Here is a 26,727-nt window from a genome sequence, read left to right on the forward strand (position 1 = left end):
GCCCTATCGTCACCATTTTTTGATTTGAAACATGATTTTCACTACAAGAGTGCTATCTAAGTAATAAGCTTACCTACTTTTGAGACAACCCCTTTGTTTTATTTAATGGGCCGCTGGACGGATATTGTCGTGCAAAAGCAGGAATTTCAGCCATGTAAGTCGAATAAGGTATTCTTAGCCGCGAAGCTTAGTAAGATGCTTTAAAGCTAGAATAGTATCCGTAAACCTTAGTAGACGCTTACGAAGCAGGGTTGTATTCATAGACCTATGCTGACACTTACGAAGTAGGTTTGTAACCGCAAGCCTTTAAGGGGGAGAGTCGTCGATGAGTTTTTGCTGTGGAGCTAGTATGATCGGAACGAAGGGCACGCTGAAGCATTTCCGGACGCACATACATAATGTGCCTATCCTATTTTGTCCGGTATGTCACCGTGTTGACATCCATTACTTAATTGAAAACGAATATGAAATATTAGCCGAATATGCTCACGGCGACGGTGCCGCAGAAGTTGATTTTGGGGAGTATGTGGAGCAAGAAGGAAAGGCGCTGCTTGAAAACTGCGTCAATAACGAGAATGAGGATCCTATGGATGTCGTTCACAGTCAAATCGATATGGCGCTTGACCTTCTCAGCTTTGCCAAGCAGATTGAGGATACGGAGTGGCAGCTTGTATTGAAAAAGCGCCTAGGCATGCTGAATAGCAGAAGAAATAAGCTGCGTCAGCGCCGTACTTCCGTTTAGATATTTAGGAATACGAAATGTGAGCCTCCTTTTCGGAGGCTTTTCTTTTTTGAATAATCTACAATGTTCCAATAAAGTACCCCCCAAAACCGGATATACAGAAACGAATCATACTAATAGTGAGGTGGAGCGGTTGTTACTTGTATTGTTCAAACGCTTCCTGCGGAAACCAGTTTCCGCCGAGGCTGAGGAGTCTGAGCAAAAGCTTGCTCCCGAACAATGGGTTGCTCGCATTCGTCAAGGTGACGAGCTGTTGCGCGAGCAGTTCATAGCAGACTACAGACCTTATATTTTGAAAGTAACAAGTCGATTTTGCAAACGGTACATCGATCCAACCAGAGATGATGAATTCAGCGTGGCGCTGTCAGCTTTTAACGAAGCGATTAATCAGTATGCCAGTCATGCCGGAAAATCGTTCATCGGGTTCGCTGAAACCGTCATTCGCCGTCGGCTTATTGATTATGTCCGAAAAGAACAAAGGCATTCACAGGTTGTTCCTTACAGCATGTTCGATTCAGAGGAGGAGGAGCAGCCGCAATATAATTCCGTTGAGACGAAGCAGGCGATGAATGCTTTCGAGGTTAAGCGGACGGAGGATGAGAGACGTCTTGAAATTGGAGAGCTGAATCAGGAGCTAGAACGATTTGGCATTACGTTTCTGGAGCTGGTCGAGCATTCACCTAAGCATACCGATTCCAGAAAGCTGTTGATCGGAATCGCTCGAACGCTCGTCGGCGAATCGGCGTTATTAGATACACTGAAAGAAACGGGCAAGCTTCCTGTTAAGGAACTGACCGAGATGTGCGGTGTTTCCCGCAAAACAGTAGAACGGAATCGGAAATATATAATTGCAATCGCACTTATTATTTCGGGTACATACCCTTTCATGCATGACTATTTAAGTATAGCGAATGATCAATTTGTAATGGATAAGGAGGCGAGCAAATGAAACGTGGAGTCGTCATGAGCATTCATAAACAGCATGCTGTCGTAGTCACAGCGGACGGCCAATTTTTGCGAGCTTCTATTCAAGGAACACCGCAAATTGGTGAGGAAATTACGTTCGAAGAAGAATATAAGACTTCACGTACGTTTAAACCTGCGTACTGGTACACCAGCGCCGCAGCAATTGTTTTGGTGCTGTTACTTCCTTTGTTGATGATCGTTCAGCGTGACGCACATCCCGTTGTCGCCTACCTGAGCATGGATATTAATCCGAGCGTAGAAATTGGAGTAGACGGGAACGGGAAAGTGCGGGAGCTGCGCGCTTTGAACAATGACGGTCAGCTGATTATTAAAGGTCTTGTTTTCAAAGGGGTAAGCCTGGAGATTGTAGCCGCTTCTATTTTGGAGAGGGCCAAAGGCTCACACTATTTGGATACGCCGAACAAGGATATTTTCATAACGAGCGTGCTGCTTGACGACAGCGCTGCAAATAAGCTCGATTATGAGTCTATTTTGGCAGAAAAAGTCGATCAAGCGTTGAAGAGTCTGTTAGCTAAGCTCGCGGCAGAGGCGGTCAGCGCGAATGTCACTACCCTGACCATACCGAATGAACTGCGCGAGGAAGCGGAAGCGAACGGTATATCCTCGGGTAAGATGGCCGTTTATCTTATGGCGAAAGAGGAAGGCTATAAGCTTGAAATAGATCAATTGAAACAGCAATCGATCGATAAAGTAACAGAGCCGCTCGGAGGAGTTAAGACGATTGTAGACAACGCATCGGATACGAGCAAGGAAAAGCTGAAGGAGCTCGTTGTGCGCGAACAGAAGGAGAAAGCAAAACAGCAGAAGGACGAAAAGGAGTCCAGTTCAGCTAATCCGGCAGCAACTCCGAAAGCTAATAAACCAGTGAAGACGGAGAAGCCAGTCATCAATGGAGAGGATAAAGCTGAAGAGACGGATAAGCCGGGCAAAAATGGGTCATGGGACAAAAAGACTACACCTTCTCCGGAAAGCTCGGACAAACCATCTGTAACAAGTAAGACAAAGGGAAATAAGAAGGACGACAATCGTAACAAAGATAATGATGGATCGGATGATGACGATAACGATAACGATGATAAGGACGGCAAGGAAGAAGAAAATGATGATCATAAGAGCGACCGCAAAGACGACAGCGATGACGATATTGATAATCGGGACAATAAGCAGGACGACAGCAGAAATCATGAATCGACTCGGAAAAAGGATGACTGAAATGATGATGACAGCAGGGGGAATTGAAGCTAAGTCGCTATTGAAACATCCGTTTTATCGCTATGTGTGAGATAAGGACTGGAGTGGCAACGGTTTTCCGGGATGTCTTTTTGCCTATGTTTAACACATAATTCGACAGGATTTCCGATTGACATCGATTGTAAACTCCCCCTATGATTAGTATTAACTGTAACGTTGTCCATAGATGTTGCCGGGGAGGAGTACATGATGCAGGCAATTAGAAAGCGCTATTTCCCGGCGCTTGCCGACTATATCCGAAGTGGTAAGGAAGCATCACTTTTTCATGCAAACGAGCTTGGCAAAGAGCTATACGGCATCAATCCCGAAGAAATAATTGCCGTACACGAGGAATGTATTCAGTCTTTAGTCGCGAATGTAGATTCGGAAGAGGCTGTAAGGCTATATAATCGGTCATTTGTTTTTTTAATGGAAATTATGGTAGCCTGTCGATTCCGTTTGCCGCCAGACATGTCGACCGAACAGAAGTTTACGGAAATGCGTGAAATGCTATTCCGTTCCAACCGTTCATTTGAAATGGTGAAAAACAAATATGAAAACGTATTGCAACACATGGACAGCGGGATTGCTTTGTTCGACAGCGATGGAATATTGTCGTTTATTAATGTGCAGATGGCCAAGCTGCTCGACATTCCTCGCAAAACGTTAATTGGATGTAATATCCGAGAAATATTAAGACATCCGCAGCTTACACGCAGCACGAAACGAACGGTGTTAAGACTGTACAAGGAAATGTTCCTCATGCACAGCCGCTATTATGAATTTCAACACAAGGACGGGAAGCATCTGCTTGTGACCGTTACTTACGGTGATCAATTAGACGGCGATTTCTTGTTTAGTGTGAAGGACGTATCGGAGTACAAGCAAATTGAACAAACCGCGCTGCAAAACGACAAGCTTGCGATGCTTGGTAAAATAGCTGCAGCTATTGCGCATGAAATTCGCAATCCTTTGACGAGTATTCGCGGCTTTATTCAATTGCTGCGCCCCTATTTGCTGGAAGTTGGAAAAGAGGAATACGCGCGCATTATTTTGACGGAAATTGACCGGGCCAACGATATTATTTATGAGTTTCTAAATTCGTCAAAGCCGTCGGCACCGATGAAGCAATTGGTGTCGATTGACAATTTGATCAAGGAAGCTGTCCTGTTGACCGAAAGCGAAGCGCTGATGAGGAACTGCGAGATTAAGGCGGAGTTTTATTGCTCGGATCTAGTGTCCATCGATGTAAAGCAAGTAAAGCAGGTTATATTGAATATTGTGAAAAATGCGCTTGATGCAATAGAAGATGTACAAGCCGAACGCAGAGGTCTAATCGATATCATTACGCGCAGCAATGGACAATACGCGGAAATTATTATTAAAGATAACGGCAAAGGGATGGATAAAGCGACGATGAGCCGATTGTTCGATCCATTCTTTACGACGAAGCAATCGGGTACGGGGCTTGGATTATCTGTTAGCTATCGCATCATACGGAATCATAATGGAACGATACGGGTAGACAGCCAAGCAGGTGTCGGAACGGAATTTATTATTTATTTGCCATTAGCTGAATAAAAGATTAGAATCGGGGTAAAACACCCCGATTTTTTTTATTTACTTATACGGGAATAAGCTGGATAGGAGCATAAGACCGTTTTAGCTGGCTTACTGATGAAAGAGAGGTTTTTATGATGAGCATTCAATTTACATACGGCGTTCGTTTGGCAGATGAAGCTTTGGCAGATGCGGTAATCCGCTTCGTAAGCAAATCAGAGCTTACGCGTGGAGAAGCGCTTCAACCAATCGTACAGCCGCAGATCGATGAGGCGCTTCGGACTTTATTCGACAAAGGACAGTTCCAGGCGGAAGCGGAGCAAACGGAGGTCTTTGCTACCTTGGGACTCTACCCGGCATCACATATTGTTTTTGTCGGTTTGGAGCAAGAGGGCGGTGCGGACAGCCTGCGCAAAGCGGCGGCGGCAGCGGCGAAGGCGGTAAAAAAACTCCACGCCGGGTCCGTTCAAGTACTCCTTTCTGAAACGTTGCTGGGAGGGACAGTTGCAGCTGTAGGCACCGAACAAGCAGCACAAGCTTTAACAGAAGGTTTGCTGCTTGCGATTCATGTGCGCCAGCCGCTCAAACGCGAACAGAGTGAACGATTTGTGCTGAAGAATGTTGCTTTTGTGCCGCAAGGGGCTGCTGCAGCGGCTTCTGATGTAACTTTATGGGAGCAAGGGATAGAAAAAGGCAAGCTTTATGCTGAAGGAGTCAGCTTCGCGCGCGATCTGACTAACTTGCCTGGAAATGATCTTACCCCGGAACGGCTAGCTCATCATGCAGAAGAGTTAGCCCGCGAGCTTGATTTGGAAATTGAGGTTATTGACGAGTGGAGTGCGGCAGAGCAGCGGATGGGCGGTTTGCTTGGCGTCGGCCAGGGCAGCATTAACCCGCCGCGAATGATCGTGATTCATTATAAAGGCGATCCTAAATCCGATGAGACTTGGGGATTGATCGGCAAAGGCATCACGTTTGATACGGGCGGCATTTCGCTTAAGAGAGCGGAAGGCATGCAGGAAATGATCTCGGATATGGGCGGAGCGGCGGCTGTTCTAGGCGCCATTCGTGTTATCGGCGAGCTGAAGCCAGCCGTTAATGTTGTTGCCGTTATTCCGACTGCCGAGAATATGCCGTCCGACCGTGCGCTTAAACCCGGCGATGTTCTGCGTATGATGAGCGGACATACAGTTGAGGTAGTGAATACCGATGCAGAAGGCAGACTTGTGCTGGCGGACGGACTAACGACAGCAATCACCCGGGGTGCGACTAAACTGGTCGATGTTGCCACATTGACGGGCGCTGTTGGTGTTGCGCTTGGCAGCGAGGCAACAGGCGCTGTGACGAATAATGACGCGCTGCTGAAGCAGGTGCTGAGCGCAGCTGAACGTACAGGCGAACGCATCTGGCAGCTTCCGGCTTATCCGGAGTATAAGAAGCTTATCAAGAGCGATGCGGCGGATTTGAAAAACAGCGGCGGCAGATATGCTGGAACGATAACCGGCGGGCTGTTCATTGGCCATTTTGCCGAGGGACTGCCCTGGGTGCATCTGGATATCGGTGGAACCGCCTGGCTCGAATCGAGCAGGGGCTGGGAGCCGAAGGGCGCTACCGGTGTTATGGTAAGAACATTAGTTGAATTGGTCGTAAACCAAGCGTAATCAGTGGGGAGTTCAGATGAGGGGGACAAGCCAGTGACTTACGAAGAGGTTATGCGGCAATTAGAGCAGCTAGGCACGGAACAAACGAAAATGACGTTTATCCGGCATGGCGCTCTGGAGCCATTCTTCGGCGTGAAGGTCGGCGATTTGAAGAAGCTCGTTAAATTTGTTAAGAAGGATCAAGAGCTAGCTCTGAAGCTGTTTGACTCGGGAAATAGCGACGCGATGTATTTGGCAGGTCTGAGCGTTAATCCGAAAACAGTAACAAAGGAAACGCTGCAGCACTGGGTAAAACAAGCGTATTGGTATATGATCGCTGAATTTACGGTGGCCGGAGTTGCCGCCGAGAGCAGGTTTGCCCGTGAGCTGGCGATGGAGTGGATCGATTCCCCCGAGGAGATGGTCGCAACCTGCGGCTGGAGCACTTATGCGAATTTTGTTTCGATTATGCCGGACGAGCAGCTGGATTTGGACGAAATAAAAGCTTTGCTGAAGCGTGTGCAGGCTACCATTCATTCGGAGCGGAATCGTGTCCGTTATACGATGAACAGCTTTGTCATCACCATTGGTATTTACGTTAAGGAGCTGCAAGAGGAAGCAGAGGCCATCGCCGGGCATATCGGAAAGGTGCATGTCGACGTAGGAAATACGGCGTGTAAAGTACCGCTGGCCATCGATTACATCGAGAAAGCAGTTGCAATGGGGAAGGCAGGCGTCAAGAAAAAGACTTGCATTTGCTAGTGAGTCCGGCTAAGACCGTGCGTGTGAAATGAGGGATGAATGCCGTGTATGCAACTGACCGAAGACAAAATGATTTGCTAGCCTATAATCCGCCAGCAACGATAGCGGCCGATGAGCTGGACCGGTACTGGAAAGGTGTTTTGAGCAGCTATGCTCAAAAGCCGCTGGACATAACGCGGGAGCAGCTGAAGTCACCTTTTCCTGCTTTACGGGTAGAACGGTTAACGTACAAAGGGAGTGATGATACGCCGATTCATGGCTTATTCCTCTTACCGCAGCAGCAAACCGCAGATGAGAAGCCGCCATGTATCATCATCTATCCCGGCTATACGGGAGATAAAGGCTTGCCGGAGCGATATGCGGCCTGGCTGCTGCTCGGTTATGCGGTCCTTGCTGTCGATGCGCGCGGCCAAAGCGGGGAAACCGGCAATTTATTGACGTGGGAAACCGGATCGGCAAAAGGCTGGGTTTCCCAAGGGATCAGGCAGAAAGAAAATAGCTATTATCACGCCGTTACGATGGATGCGGTAAGGGCTGTTGATGCGGCTGCGATGCAGCCGGAGATAGAGGCTTCGCGCATCGCCGTCTACGGAGGCAGTCAAGGCGGCGGACTGGCGCTATTAGCTGCTTCACTAAATCCGAAGGTAAGCGCGGTTATCGCTGACATCCCGAATATGTGCCATATGGATTACGGAATTATGCACTCTACAGGTTCTTTGACTGAAATTGCGCAATACGTCAAACGCTATCCGGAGCAGCTTAGCTCAGTTCTTGAAACCATCGCCCACTTTGATCTATTGAATTTGGCTGATCGGATAAAAGCGCCCGTCCTTATGTCGGTTGGTTGGAAGGACACCGTTTGTCTGCCTGAAACGGTATACGCCGTTTATAACCGGATACGATCGCATAAGCAAATAAATGATTATCCATTCTCCGGGCATGAGGTAAGTGAGTATCAGACGAGAGCGGCAATCGAATTTTTGAAGGAAGCGTTCAAGCGGGCGTAGTGGAAGGTTTGAATGGGTTTCCGTTAATAGGGATATACTCATTATAGGACATGTGCAGAAGCTGGAACAATTGGTAACGTACGTTTGTGGCTGGTATGAGGTTGCGCGCTTGAGAACGATAATCTATGCTCAAAATGGATGATATCAATGCCTTAATGATTATGGATGGTAATCGGTTAATATACTAAAATATAAAGAAGCTGCGCAACTGCTGTTACTCAGCAATTGAACAGCTTCTTATTTTATTTAATGAAGGCTACTGTGATAGAGTTTTTTTACGAGGCAAGACGCGGGTATGTATGATGAAGTCCGCTATAGAAAATAATAGGATGGCAATGAATAGAGAGGGTGGAATTTTCTGCAATGAGCATCCATGATGAGCGTAATCATTCGCCTTGGCAAAGCTACTATGGTCCCAATCTCGGGTATGTGCAGGAGCAATATGAACGGTTTTTGACCGAGCCGGATTCTGTTGAGACGTCACTTCGCGAGCTGTTTGTTCGCTTTGGAGCACCTCCTTCCGTATCACTCGGAGCAGCTCCAAGCACATCGGCCAAACCGGATCCGCAACAGGTAACGAAAGCAGCTGCTCCTGGTCCGATTGATGCAAATATGTTGAAGAAGGTCGTGGCTGCACATCAGCTGATGCTGAACATTCGCAGATACGGCCATTTAGCCGCGGATATTGACCCGCTGGGATTCAGCCAAGCTGCTGATACGAAGCTGCTCGAGCCGGAAACCTTCGGATTGACGCAGGCGGATTTGACAGCTATTCCGGCATCGCTGATTTGGGATAATGCACCCGCATCGGTTCTTAACGGCTGGGACGCAATTACTCGCTTGAGAGAAATTTATACCCGCTCTGCGGCATATGAATTCACACATATTCATGATGAGAACGAACGCAATTGGCTCCACAAGCAAGCGGAATCGGGTTCATTTCCTGCGCCGCTATCGGCAAGAGAGCGCTCCGCTCTGCTTGAGCGTCTTATGGAGGTTGAATTTTTCGAAAATTTCCTGCACCGCACATTCGTCGGTCAGAAACGCTTCTCCATTGAAGGCCTCGATATGCTCGTACCGGTATTGGACGAAATCATTCGTGCCGTCGCGCATGACGGGGCGAGCCACATTCTTATGGGGATGGCGCACCGCGGTCGTCTGAACGTATTGACGCACGTACTTGGCAAGCCTTATGAAAAGATCTTCTCCGAGTTCCATCATGCACCAAACAAAGAGCTCATCCCGTCTGAAGGGTCCATGGGCATTAACTATGGATGGACGGGCGACGTAAAATACCATCTCGGTGCGGACCGGGCTGTTAAGGAAGGCGAGACGGTTCGCGCGAACATTACGCTTGCGAACAATCCGAGTCACCTTGAGTTCGTTAACCCGGTTGTGGAAGGGTTCACGCGTGCGGCGCAAGAGGATCGGACTAAGCCCGGTATGCCGGAGCAGGATCTGGCAAAGGCCGTTACGATTTGTATTCATGGCGATGCCGCATTCATCGGCGAGGGCATTGTAGCGGAAACGCTCAATTTCAATAAGCTGCAAGGGTACCGCAATGGCGGAACGCTTCATATTATTGCAAACAATCGTCTCGGCTTTACGACAAACAGCTTCGACTCCCGTTCGACACATTATGCAAGTGACCTTGCCAAAGGCTTCGACATTCCGATTGTACACGTAAATGCGGATGAGCCGGAAGCGTGCTTGGCGGCAGTTCGTCTCGCTTGCGAATACCGGCTCCGCTATAATAAAGGATTTGTTATTGATTTGATCGGTTACCGCCGGTTTGGCCATAACGAAATGGACGACCCGGAAGTAACACAACCATTAATGTATGCGAAGGTTCGCAATCATCCAACGGTAAGCGCACTTTACAGCGAGCAGCTGAAGGGCGAGAAAGCGATCACTGATGAGCAGATAGAACAATTGCGTCAGCGCACGAATGGTAAGCTTCAAGCTGCTTACGATGCAATGAAAGCTAATGAAGGCAAGTCGCATGCTCATGGGGAGCAGCTGCAAGCTGTCCACGCTACCGAAGAGATTCGTACGGCGGTTCCGATCGAGACGCTGCGCGACATTAATTTGGAGCTGCTTAATCGTCCAGAGGGCTTTACTGAATATACGAAGCTTCAACGCATTTTGCAGCGCCGGGCTTCGGCGTTGAATGATGGTGAAAAGGTTGAGTGGGCTCATGCGGAGACGCTTGCGTTCGCCACTATATTGGCAGATGGCACGCCGATTCGTCTAAGCGGTCAAGATTCGGAGCGCGGAACTTTCGCGCATCGTCACATTATGCTTAACGATTACGCAACTGCAGCGAAGTTTTCCCCGCTGCACATCCTGCCGCAAGCGAAAGCATCCTTTGCTGTTCATAACAGTCCGCTGTCAGAAACGGCTGTTCTCGGCTTTGAATACGGCTATAACGTTTTCGCACCGGAAACGTTTGTTATTTGGGAAGCGCAATATGGTGACTTTGCCAACGTTGCACAAGTTATTTTCGATCAATTCATTTCAGCGGGACTTGCAAAGTGGTCACAAAGATCAGGTATCGTTATTTTGCTGCCGCACGGCTATGAAGGCCAAGGACCAGAGCATTCCAGCGCGAGATTGGAACGTTTCCTCCAGCTTTCTGCTGATAACAATTGGACGGTAGCGAATCTGACGACATCTGCACAATATTTCCACTTGCTTCGCAGGCAAGCGTCGCTGCTTGGGACAGAGAACGCACGTCCACTCATCCTTATGGCGCCGAAGAGCTTGATCCGCAATCCGCGCGTCGCTTCACATGGCGTTGAATTTAGCGAAGGTTCATTCAAGCCTGTGCTGCCGCAATTTAGCTTGACGGAGCCGAAGGAACAGAAGGATAAAGTGAAACGGTTGCTTCTTTGCACCGGTAAGGTTGCCGTAGACATCGAAGAAGCGCTTGCTTCTGCGAACGCTGAGGATTTTGAATGGCTGCGCGTCGCAAGGGTGGAACAGCTTTATCCATTCGCGCAAGCAGATATCGAGCGTATCGTGAAGCAATTTGATAAGCTTGAAGAGATCGTATGGGTACAAGAGGAGCCGAAAAATATGGGTTCCTGGAGCTTCATGGAGCCGCGTCTCCGCGCATTAGCGCCTAAGAAAGCTTCGGTGCGTTACGTTGGCAGACCGGATCGTTCCAGTACGGCAAGCGGACACCAAGAGGTGCATGCCGCAGAACAAAAATCGATTATTTCGACAGCTTTAAACGGCAAGCCAGTTGAAACAAGTTTGATAAGGGGGTAGTGACTAATGGCTGAAATTATAGTACCAGAATTAGGCGAGTCCATATCAGAGGGTACGATTACGAAATGGTTTGTGAAGGAAGGCGACTCTGTCAATCAGGGAGATGTCCTGCTGGAGCTTGAAACGGATAAGGTCAATATCGAAATCAGCGCTGACAACAGCGGTGTAATTGCCCGTATTGCTAAGCAAGACGGAGAAGTGGTACTTGTTGGCGAAGCAATCGGTTCGATTGGAGAATCAGCGGGTGGCGCAACGGCACCTGCTGCTGCATCAGCACCAGCTGCAGCGCCAGTCGCTGCTCCTGCAGCACCAGCAGCACCAGCAGCACCAGCAGCACCAGCAGCGCCAGTTGCACTCGCACAACCGTCTGCGCCTGTAAGTGAAGGTTCAGCAGCAGCTGTAAATGCATCTCCGGCTGCACGCAAGCTTGCCCGCGAGCAAGGAATTGACTTAACGCAAGTTCAAAGCAGAGACCAAATCGGTCGGATTTACCCAGGCGATGTTCGTTCCCATTCCGGACAAGCACCAGCTGTAGCTACACCTGTAACTTCCGCGCCGCTTACACAAGCTGAGCCTGCTGGCGCAGCCAAAGACGGAAAGCCGACAGAACGTAAACGGATGTCCCGCCGCCGCATTACGATTGCGAATCGTCTAGTAGAAGCACAACGGACAGCAGCAATGCTGACGACGTTCAATGAAGTAGACATGACAGCGATTCTTGATTTGCGCAAACGCCGCAAGCAAGCTTTCTTCGAGAAAAACGATGTAAACCTAGGATTTATGTCGTTCTTTACGAAAGCGGTAGTCGGCGCCCTTAAAGCATTCCCATTATTGAATGCCGAAATTGACGGCGAAGAAATCGTCGTTAAAAAGTTTTATGATATCGGTATTGCCGTATCTGCTAAGGAAGGTCTTGTCGTTCCAGTCGTTCGTGATGCAGACCGGCTCAGCTTTGCCGAGATCGAGAAAAATATCGTAGATCTTGCCGGTAAAGCACGCGCGAACACTTTGTCGATCGCTGATCTTCAAGGCGGCAGCTTCACGATCACGAATGGCGGCGTATTCGGCTCCTTGCTGTCGACGCCAATTCTTAATACACCGCAGGTCGGTATTCTCGGTATGCACAAAATCCAAGTGCGTCCAGTAGCCATTGATGATGTTCGCATGGAAAACCGTCCGATGATGTATATCGCTCTTTCGTACGATCACCGTATCGTAGACGGAAGCGAAGCGGTTCGTTTCCTCGTAACCGTTAAGGAGCTTCTTGAAGATCCAGAGCAGCTTTTGCTCCAAGGCTAATAATAAAAACAAATATAGAACCGCTCTTAAAGCAGATGAACTGCTTGAGGGCGGTCTTTTTTATTGTGATTTAGATTAAGTATTTAAAAAATAACAATTAAAGTAAAATTTATCGATAACAGGGAGCAAAGTGAACGGTAATATTTTTTTTGTATTTTTATAGGCTGTAAGAGCAGGAAGAAGACGGTCGATGTTGAAAGTATTTGAAGATAGAGCTATTTTGTTTTTTAGAGGTGGGGTATTTTGTTGGTAACAGATAGAGATGGGGAGCAGTTGAAAGAAAGCGAAGATAGGTACCAGCACTTGGTGCATCTACTGCCTGATGGACTAATCGTTTATGAAAATGAACATATCGTTTTTGCAAACGTTTCCGTCCTCAAGATGATTGGTGTCAGCAGGCTGGATGAAATTATAGGGCATCCGCTATATCGATTTATTCATCCGGATTATATTGATGACCTGCCTGCTCAAATTCAATATATGATTAACGAAGCCCGTCCTTCGAATTTCGTATACAATAAGCTGCTTCGTCTCGATAATAGGGCAGTTGATGTTGAAATGAGAGCGGTTGCGGTAAAATACGACGGCAAGCAGGCCGTACAGCTCATTATCCGTGATTTATCCGATCAGAAAAGAATGGAAGCTTCATTGAATGAAAAGGATTATTTGTACAAAAGCTTGGTGGAGAGCGTCGTAGCGGGCGTATTCGTCGGGCAAGATAACAGCATTATTTACGCTAATCCTTATTTGGCAGAGTTGTACGGCTATACGGTGGAGGAAATGCTTGCATTGACGCCTTTCGATCTATTGGGTGAAGCTGAGTTCAATAAAATAAAAAGTAAAATAATTAGTGGGGTGGTCAGTGGACAGCGACAATTTCCGCTTAAGTATAAAGGCATTAAAAAGGATGGCAGCACCGTCTATTTAGAAGGCAACAGCACGATCATTACTCTAAATGGGTATCCGTCGCTGCTTGGCACGGTGCAAGATGTCACATTCAAGCATGAACAGGATTGCTTGCTGCGAGACAGCGCCAAGGTGTATCAGAAAATAATCAAGTTCGTACCCGAACCGATCGTGTTAAGCGATGAAGGCACCATCATTTATGTAAACAAGCTCGCCATGCAGATGATTGGCGCGTGTGAGGAAGCGCAGGTTGTCGGCAAAAGCGTATTTGATTTTATTCATCCCAGCCAGCACAAGTATACCCAAAATACGTTGGCGCAAATTATAGCCTCTGACGAACCGACGCCATTCCAAGAGAGGGTAATCGTATGTACGGACGGCCGATTGTTAGATGCTGAGATTGCAAGCATTCGAATTAACAATTATATGGGCAAGGACGTCATGCTTAGTGTCATTCGTGATTTGACCGACCGTAAGCGATCGGAGGAAATGCTCGTGCGCTCTGAGAAGCTTTCGGTAATTGGACAGCTTGCAGCGGGAGTTGCACATGAAATTCGTAATCCGCTGACTGCGCTTAAAGGATTTACCCAGCTGCTTCGTAACAAATATGAGAAGCAGTCGCATTATTTTGATATTATGGCGAATGAAATTGACCGGATCAACCTCATCGTGAATGAATTTATGACATTAGCGAAGCCGCATTTCTCTCAATTCAGCATAGCTCAGCTTGAACCGATTATGCAGAGTGTCATTTCGATATTGGAGACGCAAGCGATTTTGCTTAACGTAGAGATAACGGTTAAACTTGATCGCCCTTTACCGAGCATTTATTGCAATGAGAATCAATTGAAACAAGTTTTTTTGAATGTGATCAAAAATGCGATAGAGGCTATGCCGGACGGTGGAAGGGTTGAGATCACGGTAGATGCAGCGGAGGATGGATTCATTCGTATTCGTATTAACGACGGGGGTCCGGGTATCCCAGAGGGGTTAATAAAGAAAATCGGAGAGCCGTTCTTAACGACGAAGGAAAAGGGAACTGGACTTGGTTTAATGATCAGCACGCGGATTATTGAAGCGCACCAGGGTACGCTTCAACTGCGTAGCGTGCTGAAGGAAGGAACAACCGTTGAAATTAAGCTGCCTGTTCAGGAAAAAATGATTGAGACAAACGCTTGCGCTTGTGATGCAAGGCATAGTAAATGACAGAAGTTAATGCAATCACGATAGCACAAACCATATACATAGCGCTGTAGCCATAACGGGTTGCAAGCGATCCGAGCGTGTAGGAGCCGATACCGTACCCGAGGTCGAAGAGCAGATAGAACGTCGCGGTAGCCAATCCTCTGCGATGATGAGGTGCCGCTAACACTGCAATCGTTTGAAAGCAAGGCAGCAGAGCGCCGTAGCCGAGTCCGATAACGGCTCCCGATACGAGCAGCATAACCGGAGAATGGGCTTGGCTGAGCAGCAGCATGCCAAGAGTGAACACAGCGATCCCCGGATAAACGATAACATGCTCCGAAACGCGATCAAGCAATTTGCCAATGATTGGACGAGGCAATACGATCATAATTCCGAAGCAAACAAAGAAGTAGCCTGCGTATTGATCAATCGCTTTCTCATGTGCATATACAGACATAAACGTCACCAGGCCGCTGTAGGCGAAAGCGATCACGAAGCCGCTAATCGCGATCGGTACTGCTTTCCGTTCCACAAGCTCCCGCCAATGAAACTTCTGCTTTGCGGCAGCAGGCTGTTGTCCCGCTATTTCAGATGACCGCTGATGACGCTTGCGATTCGTCGAGATGGCTAGAACTAAAGCAATTAACGAGCATACTGCACCTAGAACAAATAAAGCTGTAAAGCTGCCATGCGTCGTTATGGTTAATCCGACAAAAGGTCCGATGACCATTGCGAGGCTCATGAATAAGCTGAAATAGCTAATCCCTTCACCTTTGCGCTGCTCTGGGATAAAGCCGATCGCGGCTGAATTTGTCGAGGTGGTTGCAATGGCGAAGGCGCCGCCGTGCAAAAAACGGACAAGCAGGAGCATCGCATACCCGAAAACGCCTAAGTAGGCGATAGAGCACAGCAGAAACAACAGCAAGGATACCATTACTATTTTGTGTTCGCCGAACCGGTTCATGAGCTGACCTGTGAAAGGCCTCAGCAAGACGGCAGCGATGATAAATACGGTCATAGACAAGCCTGCGTGCGCATCTGTTCCGCCCAGTTCGTTCGTTACGTAGGCAGATAACGCAGTCGCCAGCATATAAAAAGCAAAAAACAGAAAGAAGCTGCTTAAACAAATTTTAATGAAATCTCCGCTCCATAGCTTGGTATTACTCATTTTTTGTACTCCTCTAAGATGACGGATGTACTTGTATTCACAGGTATTGCTCCGCATTTTTGTTTATTTTCGCCATAAATTGTTGAAAGGCTTTAATTTCATCATCTGTAATATCGGTTAAAATATGATTAACAAAAGCTGCTTCAATTGGCGCTAACGTACAGGCAGTAATCCGTCCGCCTTCCGTTATATAGAGCAGCTGCGACCTTCGGTCTGTCGGATTAGCCGCTCGCCGAACAAGCGCCTTACGCTCTAATTGATCGAGGAGGCGCGTAATGTTTGCAGGGTCCTTTCCCGTGCGCTGAGCCAGATCCTTATGGGAAATGCCGTCCTGCTCGTCAAGGCACATGAGCAGTGACCATTGCTCCGTGGTAACGTCATGATCTTGAAAAAGCTGCTGCAATCGTTGACTTAACCTTCTGCCTGTATTGCTTATGACATAGCCGACCGAGTTATTCAATTCCACCGTTTTCACCTGCTTTGCAAATTTAGTTGTTATGACAATAATACGCTTATCAACTAAATGGGTCAACTGTTCCAAAAAAATAACTCTGAATGCGGATTATAGGGAGTTAGAGGATTGCAGCTTATGCTGCTTGCGGTATTGCTCGGGGGTTAGATTCGTTTGCAGCTTAAAGGCACGGCTGAAATGGGAGGGATGCTTGAAGCCTACCTCGTAGCCGACGTCCGTAATCGGCTGATTTCCGTCGATTAATTCGATTTTGGCTTGATAGATTCTGCGCTGCATGAGAAATTGAAATATCGTAATGCCGGTTACTTCTTTGAACGTTTTGGCTAAATAATATTTGCTTAGATGCAATTCAGCCTGTATGCCATCAAGCGTAACATCTTCATGAAAATGGCACTCCAAATAGGAGATCACCGCTTGTACATGATGCTCCTTGGATGATGGAAAAGCCGTTACCGCCTTCAGCGGCTGCTGGCATAGCTGGTTAATCATAATAAGAAAATCGAGCAGGAGCGCCTGAAAGCGCTGATGCGAGAAGGAATTGTGCTGCGCATACAGCTGATTCAGCTTAAGAAGCGATGCTTCAACCTCGGTTTTGTCGGAACCGCGCAGCTGCAGTCTTACGTTTTGCAGCTTCTGGAACGGGACAAGCAAATCGGCGGCAAAAGGCGGCTGGATAAATTGTTTAAAGTAAAACGGGTCGAAATGAAGGGTAGAGCGGTGATATTCCGCGCTTGGATCGACATGCGCCCTATGGAGTGTCATCCCGTGCATTAACAGCAGGTCGCCAGGCTCGAGTACATAAATACGATCATTAATTAGATAGTTTACTTTACCGCCATGAAAGTAATAAATTTCATAATGAAAGTGGGTGTGATATGCGAAATTCACATTAAAATCTGAATTCGTATCCATTGTAAAAGGTAAGCTGAATTGATGCTGTGTGCCCATCGAAGTGCCTCCCCATTTTGAATATCATCATTATACACCAACCACAGTCAAATAAAAGCATAAACAGGCTAATGCGAATGAAGCCGCAAAGCCCTCAAGGTGCTACCATAGAAGCAGGTACATTACAGCACGGCAATCTATTCTATTACTTTGAAAATAAAGGGGCGAATAAGGGATGCAGGTCGTTCGTTTGGGCGTTATCGGGCTTGGCAATATGGGCAAGGGACATATCGGTTATTTGTTGAAGGGCGAGGTTAGCGGCGTTGTCGTATCGGCTGTCAGCGACAGTGTGCCCGAGCGTCTGCAATGGGCGAAGGAGCAGCTTGGCGACAATGTAGGTTTGTATACTGATCCATATGAGCTTATGGACTCGGGTACTGTTGACGGTGTCCTTATCGCGACTCCTCATTATTCGCATCCAGAGCTGGCCATTGCTAGCTTCGAACGCGGACTGCATGTGCTGTGCGAGAAGCCTGCGGGTGTCTACACGAAGCAGGTTCGCGAGATGAATGAAGCAGGTAGCAGGGCAAACGTGAAATTCAGCATGATGTACAACCAACGGACTAATCCGATATACGTGAAGCTGAAGGAACTAATCGATGCCGGCGAGCTTGGTGAGGTGAAGCGGACGAATTGGATTATTACAAATTGGTACCGCTCTCAAAGCTATTACGATTCGGGTACGTGGCGTGCTACATGGGCGGGAGAAGGCGGCGGCGTGCTGCTCAATCAAGATCCGCATCAGCTCGATTTGTGGCAGTGGACGATAAGCATGATGCCAAAGCGTGTACGCGCGTTCTGTTATTTCGGGAAGCATCGCAATATCGAGGTCGAGGATGACGTGACAGCCTTTGTTGAATACGAGAATGGCGCAACCGGTGTGTTTGTTACAACGACTGGAGAAGCGCCGGGAACGAATAGGCTGGAAATTAGCGGTGAGCGCGGTAAAATCGTCATTGAAAACCATACATTGACGTTTTGGCGGCTGCGGGTGCCTGAACCGGAATTCAACAAGCAATTTACCGGAGGTTTCGGTGAACCGGAATGCTGGAAATGTGAAATTCCGGTCAAAGGCAGCTACCCCGATCATAAAGGCATTACGCAAAACTTTGTAAATGCGATTTTGTTTGATGAACCGTTGATCGCTCCGGGCGAAGAGGGAATTAAAGGTCTTATGCTTTCGAATGCGATGCTGTTATCCACATGGACCGATGGGTGGGTCGACCTGCCGATTGATGAAGAGCTGTTCTATCACCATTTACAAGAGCGAATTGACAAATCTGCCTACCGGAAGGGGAAATAGCGGAATGAGTAAAGCTGACGGAATGAAGTATGCACCGCAGGGAAAGCCGAATAAAGTGGTCTTGCAAGGACAATTTGTTATTGCCGCGGTTAGCTTGGATCATGGACATATCTATGGCATGTGCAATGGACTCATAGAGGCGGGAGCGGACTTAAAATGGGTGTATGATCCGGATCCGGTTAAGGTAGAGGCGTTTTTGCGCCAGTATCCGCAAGCGCAGGCCGCCGAATCCGAGGCGCAAATATTAGACGATCCCGAAGTTCAGCTGGTGGCGGCTGCTGCGGTAACATCTGAGCGCGGACCGCTCGGTGTGCGGGTTATGCGCAGCGGTAAGCATTATTTTACGGACAAAGCGCCGTTCACTACGCTTGAGCAATTGGCAGACGCACGTCTTGCTGCCTCGGAGACCGGTAAGAAATATGCGGTCTATTACAGCGAGAGGCTGCATGTGGAAAGCGCCGTTTTTGCCGGTCAATTGATCGAGCAGGGGGCGATTGGGCGTGTCGTGCAGGTTATCGGACTTGGCCCGCACCGATTGAACGCCCCGGCCCGTCCTGCATGGTTTTTTGAAAAAGACAAGTATGGCGGTATTTTGTGCGATATTGGCTCCCATCAAGTTGAGCAGTTTCTATATTTTACAGGCAATCGAAATGCGAGCGTCGTGAACAGTAAGGTTGCCAATTATAATAGCAAAGATTATCCTGAGCTCGAGGATTTCGGCGACATGACGCTCGTGGGGGATAACGGGGCAACCGGTTATTTCCGCGTCGACTGGCTGACGCCGAGCGGTCTCGGTACATGGGGCGACGGCCGGACGATTATTTTGGGAACGGACGGTTATATCGAGCTGCGGAAATATATCGATATCGCAAGAGATAAGGAAGGCGATCAGCTTTATTTGGTAAACGCGGATGGAGAGCAGCATATGCAGCTGGGCGGCAAGGTCGGATTTCCGTATTTTGGCCAGCTCATATTGGATTGCTTGAACGGTACGGAGACCGCGATGACGCAGGAGCATGCCTTCAAGGCGGCGGAGCTGAGCCTTCTGGCGCAGAAGCATGCTACAAAGGTAGAATAGGCATAAATCCAAAGAGCATGAACATAGCAAGCATTAAAGGTGAAGGACTGTCCCATTCGTCGATGACGGAGGATAGTCCTTTTTAAAATATAAGGACGTCTAAATTTGAACCTTATACGATGCTTATATTTCACCGCGAAACGAGCTTTTGCCGCCAAGGATGGCACAGAACCGAGCTGTTCATTACACAGCTAGCGGTTCGTGCGTAGCGACAGCCGTTTACGCTTGTTGTAATGATTACGATCTTGACGAGTGAAAATGATACTGCTATACTAACCAAAGTGTAATGATTACTATTAGTCGGCGGGGCCGATTTCTTTTTCGGGTTATAATCGTAATAATTACGCTTTGCGAAAGTGTGAAAATAGGAAAGAGGTGTAACGGATGACTGTAAAAAAAATACCGGTAACCGTTCTGAGCGGTTATTTAGGTGCAGGAAAAACAACGATTATGAATCATGTCTTAAATAATCGCGATGGACTAAAGGTCGCTGTCATTGTAAATGACCTTAGCGAGTTGAATATTGATGCGAGCTTGATCCAGGATGGCGGCGGCTTGTCGCGTACGGATGAGAAGCTTGTGGAAATGTCGAACGGCTGCATATGCTGCACGCTGCGGGAGGATCTGTTGAAGGAAGTAGAGAAGCTGGCTAAGGAAAACCGGTTTGATTACATATTGATCGAATCGACCGGCGTCGGCGAACCGGTTCCCGTGGCTCAGACGTTTACCTATATCGATGAGGAGCAGGGTATTGACCTGACACAATTTTGCAAGCTTGATTGTATGGTCACGGTAGTGGACGCTTACCGCTTCTGGCACGATTATTCGTCCGGAGAAACGCTGCTGGAGCGCAGTCAGGCGGTAGGAGAGGACGATACTCGCGAGGTTGTCGATCTGCTCATCGATCAAATCGAGTTTTGCGATGTGCTTATATTGAATAAATGCGATCTCGTTGCAGAGGCGGAATTGGCGGAGCTTGAGGGCGTTCTGCGCACGCTGCAGCCTCGCGCCAAATTTATTCGCACCTCTAAAGGGCAGGTCGATCCGAAGGAGATTTTGAACACCTCCTTGTTCGACTTTGATGAGGCAAGCAAATCGGCAGGCTGGATCAAAGAGATGGAAGCGCCGGCGCATACGCCTGAGACGGAAGAGTACGGCATTTCTTCCTTCGTTTATGAGCGGGCGAAGCCATTTCACCCGCAGCGTCTTATGCAGTGGATGGAGGAGTGGCCGGAGGAAATCGTTCGTGCCAAAGGAATGGTATGGCTCGCTACGCGTAATCAATTCGCCCAAAGCTTAAGCCAGGCAGGCCCGTCCATTCAATTCGGACCGGCAGGCCAATGGGTCGCCGCGCTATCGGAAGCGGAGCGGGAAGCTGTACTGGAAGAGGAGCAGGAGCTCGCGGCGGCCTGGCATGAAGAATACGGCGACCGTATGAACAAGGTGGTATTTATCGGCATTGAAATGGACCGCCAGAAGCTGGTCGACTCGCTCGACAGCTGCTTGCTCAGCGATGAGGAGCTAAAGCTTGATTGGAGCAGGTTTAAGGATGATTTTCCTAACGCATTAGAAGAGCAGCTTGAGTCTGCGATTCATTAATACAAGCGTAAACAGCTTCGCTGTCCATTGGAGGAGCAGCTTACGTTTCGCGGTGAAATATAAGCTTATTTATAAGTGTGAAACTTTTAAATTCTTATATTTAAAAAATGTTAATGAGGTGAAACAGTGAGAGTAATCGTAACACTAGCTTGCACAGAGACTGGCGACCGTAACTATACGACAACTAAAAATAAAAGAACGACGCCGGAGCGGCTTGAGGTTAAGAAATACAGCCCGCGGCTCAAACGCGTAACGGTCCACAGGGAAACGAGATAACAGCAGCGATGAAACGGCTGGGCGAATACGTTCAGCCGATTTTGTTTACATAACATTAGAGAGGAAGTATATCAATGAACTCATTATTACATACGAATAAACGATTGATCGCATTACTTGTCCTGCTGATGCTTAGTACGGCTGCTATTGCCGCATGCAGCAGCAGTGAAAATGCGAACAAAGCAGAGCAAGGCGGCGAATCAGATGCCGAGAAGAAAGTAACCGTTATCCGCAACTTTAAAGCGGCGAGCCTCGATCCGCATAACAGCTTCGAGACGCTGCGCGCCGGAATCGTGGAAACGTTGGTTCGCCTGGATGAAAATATGGAAGTGCAAGAATGGCTCGCTACAAAATGGGAAGCCGTGGATGACGTAACATGGGTGTTCACGATTCGAGAAGGCGTCACGTTCCACGATGGAACAAAGCTTGATGCGGCTGCTGTCAAAGCCTCGTTCGAACGCGGTATTGCGGCAAGCGAGGTGCTGGCCGGTTCTTTGAAAATCGCTTCGATGGAAGCAAACGGCAGCGAGCTGAAAATCATAACGACTGAGCCGCACCCGGCTTTGCCGTCAGAGCTCGTTAACCCGTACGCCTCCGTCATCAGCGTTACAGCCGAGAAGGAGATGGGGACGGAAGCTTTCAACAATGCGCCGGTCGGCACGGGACCTTTTGAAGTCGTGAAGTTTACGCCTAATATTGAAGCGGAGCTTACGCGTTACGACGGCTATTGGAACGGCAAAGCCAAATTGAACAAGGTTATATACAAATTTAACGAAGACAGCAACGTAAGAGCGCTGGCGCTGCAATCGAAGGATGCGGACATCGTGTATTCGGTTCCTTCCGAGACGGTCGCAACCATCGAGCAGGATAAGGAGCTTCATGTAGAGTCAATCGCGGGACTCCGCGTTCATTATTTGCTCTATAACCAACAGAAGCCGTTGATGCAGGATGTCAGGGTTCGTAAAGCTATCGATTGGCTTCTCGACCGTCAGAGCGTTGCTAAGGATGTCATGCTCGGAAACGGCACGCCGGCTACGGGGCCATTCAACTCCAGCCTGCCTTTCGGCAGTAAGGAAGCAGTACAAGCAAAAAATGGGGATGAGGCGCAAAAGCTTCTTGAAGAGGCCGGCTTCAAGCTGAATAGTTCCGGCAAAATGGAGAAGGACGGAAAGGCTTTGACCTTGGAGCTGGCTACATACGGCGCACGTCCCGAGCTTCCGCTTATTGCACAGCTTCTGCAATCGGATGCGGCGAAAGCTGGCGTAACGATCAACATTTCAACGATAGAAAATGCGGATACCTATATTCGTGAAAATAAAGATTGGGACATCGTGACCTACAGCAATTTGTCGGCGCCGCGCGGCGACGGAGGCTATTTCCTTAACTCAGCGTTCATGCCAGGCGGATCTTTGAACGGTACGAACTATGAGAATGAAGCTATAACAAGCATTATGAAGAAGCTGAATGCAACGAGCGATATCGCTGAAAGAATCAAGCTGACTCAAGAGGCTGTAAAGGAAGTAATGGATGATGTGCCACATTCGTATGCTGTTTATCCGAATTTGATTGTCGGCATGAATAACCGCGTCACCGACTGGAAGCCGGGTCCGGAGGAATATTATATCATCACAAATTTAATGGATGTGAAGTAAAGTGCTGCAAATCATCAAAAAGCGTGCGCTTCAGCTCATAATTGTTCTCTTCTTTTTGTCGCTGCTGACATTCGTATTGATGAAGCTGGCTCCGGGCGATCCTGTCCTGCTCATGCTGGAGGCTGACACCTTTGCCGTTACGCAAGAAGATGAGGACGCGCTGCGGAAGGAGCTCGGCTTCGACAAGCCGGTTATCGTGCAATACGGGATGTGGCTGCTGCAATTATTGAAGTTTGATTTGGGCTATTCGTACTTGAAGGGCAAGCCGGTACTGGAAGAGATTATGTACCGGCTGCCAGCAACGCTTCAGCTTACAGCGGGCGGTTTGTTCGTGATGGTGCTCATTGCCGTGCCGCTCGGAACGTTATCCGCAAGGTACCGCGGTAAGCTGCCCGACCATTTCAGCCGTATTTTCGCATTAACGGGAGCTTCAGTGCCTTTGTTCTGGATGGGCTTGCTGCTCATCTACCTGTTTGCTTATAAGCTGCAATGGCTGCCGATGATGGGCAAAGGAACGATCACGCAAATGATTCTTCCGTCACTTACGCTCGGTCTCGGAATGGCGGCGGAATATTCCCGTTTGCTACGGGCTGGCTTGCTCGAAAGCCTATCAGAGCAATATATCCGTGCAGCCCGTGCCAGGGGGATCGCGGAATGGAGAGTGCTGTCGCTCCACGCAATGCGCGCAGCGCTGCTTCCTGTTATTACGGTTTGCGGAATGAGTATAGGCAGCTTGTTGGCCGGCTCTGTTGTTACGGAGACGCTCTTTTCGTGGCCGGGACTCGGGACGATGGCCGTATCAGCCATATTTGAACGTGATTATCCGATTATTCAGGGCTTTGTACTGCTGACGGGTTTGCTTGTCGTCGGAGTGAATTTACTCGTTGATCTCAGCTATGGGCTCCTTGATCCGCGCATTCGAAAACCGAAGGGGGAACTGTCATGAAGTCGGCGCTTTCAGGCTTGCTTCGTCCTTATGGCGGCTGGAGCCTTAGGAGCAGTATGCGCTTCAATCCGCTGACCGCTATTGGTGCTTCCGTACTTACATTAATCGTTCTGCTTGCATTCATCGGACCGCTTTTGCTTCAAAATGATCCGCTCACGGTCAATATGTCCGAGCGGCTGCTGCAGCCGAGCTGGCAGTACCCGCTTGGGACGGATCACTTAGGCAGATGTATGTTCTCCAGACTAGCCGCAGGCGCACGGACCACTCTAGGCATTGCAGCGCTGGCTCTGGCAGCTGTAACGCTAATCGGCATTCCGATCGGTTTGCTCTCGGGATACCGGCGCGGCCGGATAGATGCCATATTGATGCGAATAGTAGATGCGGTCGGCGCATTTCCCGATTTTATTATGGCGATTGCATTTACCGGTTTTCTCGGGCCTAGTCTTACGAATCTGATGCTGTCGATCATATTGGTCAATTGGATCGGATATGCGCGCGTCGTTCGGGGGATTGTGCTAGCCGAGCGCGAGAAGGAATATGTGCTTGCGGCGAGAGCGGCAGGCTGCAGCTCCGGGACGATCATTTGGCGGCATTTACAGCCCAACATCATTTCGCCTGTTATCGTGCTTGCCGCGCTGGACATTGGCAAAATGATTTTAATCATCGCATCACTATCCTATGTCGGGCTAGGTGCACAGCCTCCGTCTCCGGAATGGGGCGCGATGCTGAACGACGGAAGACCTTACTTCCAAGCGAATCCGTCGCTCATGATCTATCCGGGTCTCGCGATCATGCTCGTCGTTATTTCCTGCAACCTGATCAGTGAGGGAGTTCGTGACCGTCTTGATGTAAAAGGCACCGTTTTCGGCAAGGGAGGAGGAGCGCGATGAGTTATAGCCAAAAATCCAATACCCCGATCGTATCGATCAAACCGGTGCTGCGGATCGAAAACCTGTATATTTGCGCGGACAAAGGCAAGGAGCACCGCCTGCTCGTGAAGGATTTGTCGCTTGAAATCCGTCCGGGCGAGACAGTCGCATTAGTCGGAGAAAGCGGATGCGGCAAAAGCGTGACTGCTGGCGCCGTGCTCGGGCTGCTCCCTCATAACCTGCAGGTGACGGAAGGGCGTATATGGCTCGGCGGTGAAGATATTACCTCATTGCCTGATAAGAAACGGAGAAAGCTACGCGGGAGCCGGATCGGCTTTGTATTCCAGGATTATCAAGGCAGCTTTACGCCGTTTATAAAAGTAGGGAGCCAATTAGTGGAGACGCTTCGCAGTCATCAGAAATGGTCCCGGAAGGAAGCAAAGCAAATTGCACTGGAGTGGCTTGGGGAAGCAGGACTGCCGGCAGAACGGGTATATGAAAGCTATCCCTTCCAGTTAAGCGGCGGACAGCTTCAGCGGGCGGCAATGGCATCGGCTATGATGCTGAAGCCGGCTCTGCTCATTGCCGATGAACCGACCACTGCGCTTGATGTCTTGGCGGGAGAACGCGTTCTCGATTTGCTCGCCAAGCTGCAAGCGCAGACGGGCTGCGCCGTACTTCTGATTTCGCATGATTTGCGGCATGTCATGAAGCGTGCCGACATGATTGCTGTCATGTGCGGCGGACAGCTTCGCGAGCTGGAGCGCGCTGACAAAATCATGCGGGAAGCCAGTCATCCCTATACGAGAATGCTGCTGGAAGCGAAGCCGCATTTATTTGAAATTGAAAAGAGGCATCGCGAAGAAGCGATGATGGCGGAAGCTTTAATGGCGGAAACGAAGGAGGACAGCGCATGACACAGCTTCTGGCAGTCAGCGGATTAAATAAGACGTATGCGGATGACGGCAGAACCGTTCATGCTCTGCGAGACGTGTCGCTTCACATTTCTGTCGGCGAATGCCTTGGCGTCGTAGGGGAAAGCGGCAGCGGCAAAAGCACGCTGGTACGGCTGCTGCTTGCACTCGAGCGCCCGGACAGCGGTGAGGCGATGCTGGACGGCGTGCCTATGTTTCAATTGAAGCCTAAAGAGCTTCGGGCAATGCGGCGGCATATACAGGTTGTATTTCAGGATCCTTCAGCTGCGCTGAACCAGCGTCTGCCGATCTGGCGCTCCATTATGGAGCCTTTGGATAACTTTCCGGACGAGAAACCAGCCTTCTTGGCTGACGTACGCCACTCCCGCCGCGAGACCGCGGTTAGGCTGCTCGAGATGGTGGGCTTGCAAGCGGCCCATTTGGATCGGTATCCGCATGAGCTAAGCGGCGGGCAGAAGCAGCGCGTTGCGATAGCGCGGGGCATTAGCCTCGGTCCGAAGCTGCTCATTTGCGATGAACCGACGTCGAGCCTCGACGTTTCGGTACAAGCCCAAATGTTAAAGCTGTTGAAAGAATTAAAGCGAGAGCTCGGAATCGCTTACCTGTTCATTTCGCACGATATTGCGGCTGTAAGCATGATGAGCGACCGCTTCATCGTTATGAAAGAAGGGCAAATCGTCGACCGGTTTGCACGCGGACAGCTGCTCGGCGAGGAGCGGCACGCCTATACGCGGGAGCTGGTTGCAGCAGCTACATAATCTTTATAAGAACCGTCTACAGATGCTGAGCTGGAGATGGTTCTTTTCTTTTCTGCATGCCATCTCATTTTGGTTCTATGTTTGAATTGACAGCATGATAGATCACTGGTAATATATGCCCGTAAACACGCG

22 protein-coding genes are annotated in these 26,727 nt (G+C 49.0%); 19 read left to right on the forward strand and 3 right to left on the reverse strand.

From position 1 onward, the window contains the following. The first annotated feature begins 325 nt into the window (after positions 1 to 325). From DFP97_RS25840 to DFP97_RS25885, 10 genes are all read left to right on the forward strand, one after another. Positions 326 to 742, forward strand: coding sequence for a hypothetical protein (locus tag DFP97_RS25840; protein WP_114383565.1), 417 nt, complete (start codon positions 326 to 328; stop codon positions 740 to 742). A gap of 49 nt (positions 743 to 791) precedes the next feature. After that, a complete protein-coding gene (gene sigI / locus DFP97_RS25845) occupies positions 792 to 1,691 on the forward strand; it encodes an RNA polymerase sigma factor SigI (protein WP_342773311.1) in 900 nt (299 codons plus the stop codon). After that, entirely contained in the window at positions 1,688 to 2,941 is a 1,254-nt protein-coding gene (locus DFP97_RS25850; protein ID WP_114383567.1) for an anti-sigma factor domain-containing protein, read from the forward strand. Before sigI ends, DFP97_RS25850 begins: the two co-directional genes overlap by 4 nt. 228 nt (positions 2,942 to 3,169) lie before the next feature. After that, positions 3,170 to 4,540 (forward strand): ATP-binding protein, encoded by a 1,371-nt coding sequence (locus DFP97_RS25855; RefSeq protein ID WP_114383568.1) that lies wholly within the window; start codon positions 3,170 to 3,172, stop codon positions 4,538 to 4,540. 113 nt (positions 4,541 to 4,653) lie between these two features. Continuing rightward, positions 4,654 to 6,180 (forward strand): leucyl aminopeptidase, encoded by a 1,527-nt coding sequence (locus DFP97_RS25860; RefSeq protein WP_245976606.1) that lies wholly within the window; start codon positions 4,654 to 4,656, stop codon positions 6,178 to 6,180. A 33-nt stretch (positions 6,181 to 6,213) separates the two neighbouring features. Then, the gene (locus tag DFP97_RS25865; protein WP_114383570.1) at positions 6,214 to 6,921 is read left to right on the forward strand and encodes a DNA alkylation repair protein; all 708 of its coding nucleotides are present in this window, start codon (positions 6,214 to 6,216) and stop codon (positions 6,919 to 6,921) included. A 35-nt stretch (positions 6,922 to 6,956) separates the two neighbouring features. Next, complete coding sequence (locus tag DFP97_RS25870) at positions 6,957 to 7,928, forward strand: acetylxylan esterase (protein WP_114383571.1); 972 nt, start codon at positions 6,957 to 6,959, stop codon at positions 7,926 to 7,928. Between the two features lie 363 nt (positions 7,929 to 8,291). Beyond that, positions 8,292 to 11,201 carry a 2-oxoglutarate dehydrogenase E1 component gene (locus DFP97_RS25875; protein ID WP_114383572.1) on the forward strand — a complete coding sequence of 970 codons (2,910 nt, stop codon included), beginning with the start codon at positions 8,292 to 8,294 and terminating at the stop codon, positions 11,199 to 11,201. Positions 11,202 to 11,207: 6 nt separating this feature from the next. Continuing rightward, on the forward strand, positions 11,208 to 12,500 hold the full coding sequence (gene odhB, locus DFP97_RS25880) for a 2-oxoglutarate dehydrogenase complex dihydrolipoyllysine-residue succinyltransferase (protein ID WP_114383573.1): 1,293 nt from the start codon (positions 11,208 to 11,210) through the stop codon (positions 12,498 to 12,500). A gap of 246 nt (positions 12,501 to 12,746) precedes the next feature. Beyond that, positions 12,747 to 14,612, forward strand: a complete 1,866-nt coding sequence (locus DFP97_RS25885; RefSeq protein WP_147275091.1) for a PAS domain-containing protein — start codon at positions 12,747 to 12,749, stop codon at positions 14,610 to 14,612. Here DFP97_RS25885 and DFP97_RS25890 read toward each other — a convergent pair. Genes DFP97_RS25890 through DFP97_RS25900 form a run of 3 tightly spaced genes read right to left on the reverse strand, consistent with a single transcriptional unit; the run spans position 14,542 to position 17,179 of the window. Next, a complete protein-coding gene (locus tag DFP97_RS25890; protein WP_181873680.1) occupies positions 14,542 to 15,759 on the reverse strand; it encodes an MFS transporter in 1,218 nt (405 codons plus the stop codon). The two genes, DFP97_RS25885 and DFP97_RS25890, sit on opposite strands and share 71 nt — an antisense overlap. Positions 15,760 to 15,796: 37 nt before the next feature. Continuing rightward, complete coding sequence (locus tag DFP97_RS25895) at positions 15,797 to 16,300, reverse strand: MarR family winged helix-turn-helix transcriptional regulator (protein ID WP_114383576.1); 504 nt, start codon at positions 16,298 to 16,300, stop codon at positions 15,797 to 15,799. A 21-nt stretch (positions 16,301 to 16,321) separates the two neighbouring features. Beyond that, the gene (locus DFP97_RS25900; RefSeq protein WP_114383577.1) at positions 16,322 to 17,179 is read right to left on the reverse strand and encodes a helix-turn-helix transcriptional regulator; all 858 of its coding nucleotides are present in this window, start codon (positions 17,177 to 17,179) and stop codon (positions 16,322 to 16,324) included. Between the two features lie 175 nt (positions 17,180 to 17,354). Between DFP97_RS25900 and DFP97_RS25905 the strand changes: the two genes are divergently transcribed. The 9 genes from DFP97_RS25905 to DFP97_RS25945 all read left to right on the forward strand — a co-directional run bounded on the left by DFP97_RS25905 (position 17,355) and on the right by DFP97_RS25945 (position 26,595). Then, positions 17,355 to 18,482 carry a Gfo/Idh/MocA family protein gene (locus DFP97_RS25905; RefSeq protein WP_114383578.1) on the forward strand — a complete coding sequence of 376 codons (1,128 nt, stop codon included), beginning with the start codon at positions 17,355 to 17,357 and terminating at the stop codon, positions 18,480 to 18,482. A gap of 4 nt (positions 18,483 to 18,486) precedes the next feature. Then, the gene (locus tag DFP97_RS25910) at positions 18,487 to 19,560 is read left to right on the forward strand and encodes a Gfo/Idh/MocA family protein (RefSeq protein ID WP_114383579.1); all 1,074 of its coding nucleotides are present in this window, start codon (positions 18,487 to 18,489) and stop codon (positions 19,558 to 19,560) included. Between the two features lie 384 nt (positions 19,561 to 19,944). Beyond that, on the forward strand, positions 19,945 to 21,159 hold the full coding sequence (locus DFP97_RS25915; RefSeq protein ID WP_114383580.1) for a GTP-binding protein: 1,215 nt from the start codon (positions 19,945 to 19,947) through the stop codon (positions 21,157 to 21,159). 126 nt (positions 21,160 to 21,285) lie between these two features. Further along, positions 21,286 to 21,435: a 50S ribosomal protein L33 gene (gene rpmG / locus DFP97_RS25920; RefSeq protein WP_053377650.1), complete on the forward strand. Its 150-nt coding sequence runs from the start codon at positions 21,286 to 21,288 to the stop codon at positions 21,433 to 21,435. Positions 21,436 to 21,509: 74 nt separating this feature from the next. Beyond that, a complete protein-coding gene (gene nikA / locus DFP97_RS25925) occupies positions 21,510 to 23,087 on the forward strand; it encodes a nickel ABC transporter substrate-binding protein (RefSeq protein ID WP_181873682.1) in 1,578 nt (525 codons plus the stop codon). Between the two features lie 4 nt (positions 23,088 to 23,091). After that, positions 23,092 to 24,033, forward strand: a complete 942-nt coding sequence (gene nikB / locus DFP97_RS25930) for a nickel ABC transporter permease (RefSeq protein WP_181873688.1) — start codon at positions 23,092 to 23,094, stop codon at positions 24,031 to 24,033. After that, entirely contained in the window at positions 24,030 to 24,923 is an 894-nt protein-coding gene (gene nikC / locus DFP97_RS25935) for a nickel transporter permease (RefSeq protein ID WP_114383581.1), read from the forward strand. Before nikB ends, nikC begins: the two co-directional genes overlap by 4 nt. Next, a complete protein-coding gene (locus tag DFP97_RS25940; protein WP_114383582.1) occupies positions 24,920 to 25,819 on the forward strand; it encodes an ABC transporter ATP-binding protein in 900 nt (299 codons plus the stop codon). The genes nikC and DFP97_RS25940 overlap by 4 nt, the downstream gene beginning before the upstream one ends. After that, positions 25,816 to 26,595, forward strand: a complete 780-nt coding sequence (locus tag DFP97_RS25945; protein ID WP_114383583.1) for an ABC transporter ATP-binding protein — start codon at positions 25,816 to 25,818, stop codon at positions 26,593 to 26,595. Before DFP97_RS25940 ends, DFP97_RS25945 begins: the two co-directional genes overlap by 4 nt. Positions 26,596 to 26,727 lie beyond the last annotated feature (132 nt).

Source organism: Paenibacillus prosopidis, from assembly GCF_003337375.1.
In the GTDB taxonomy this organism is placed as follows: Bacteria; Bacillota; Bacilli; order Paenibacillales; family Paenibacillaceae; genus Pristimantibacillus; species Pristimantibacillus prosopidis.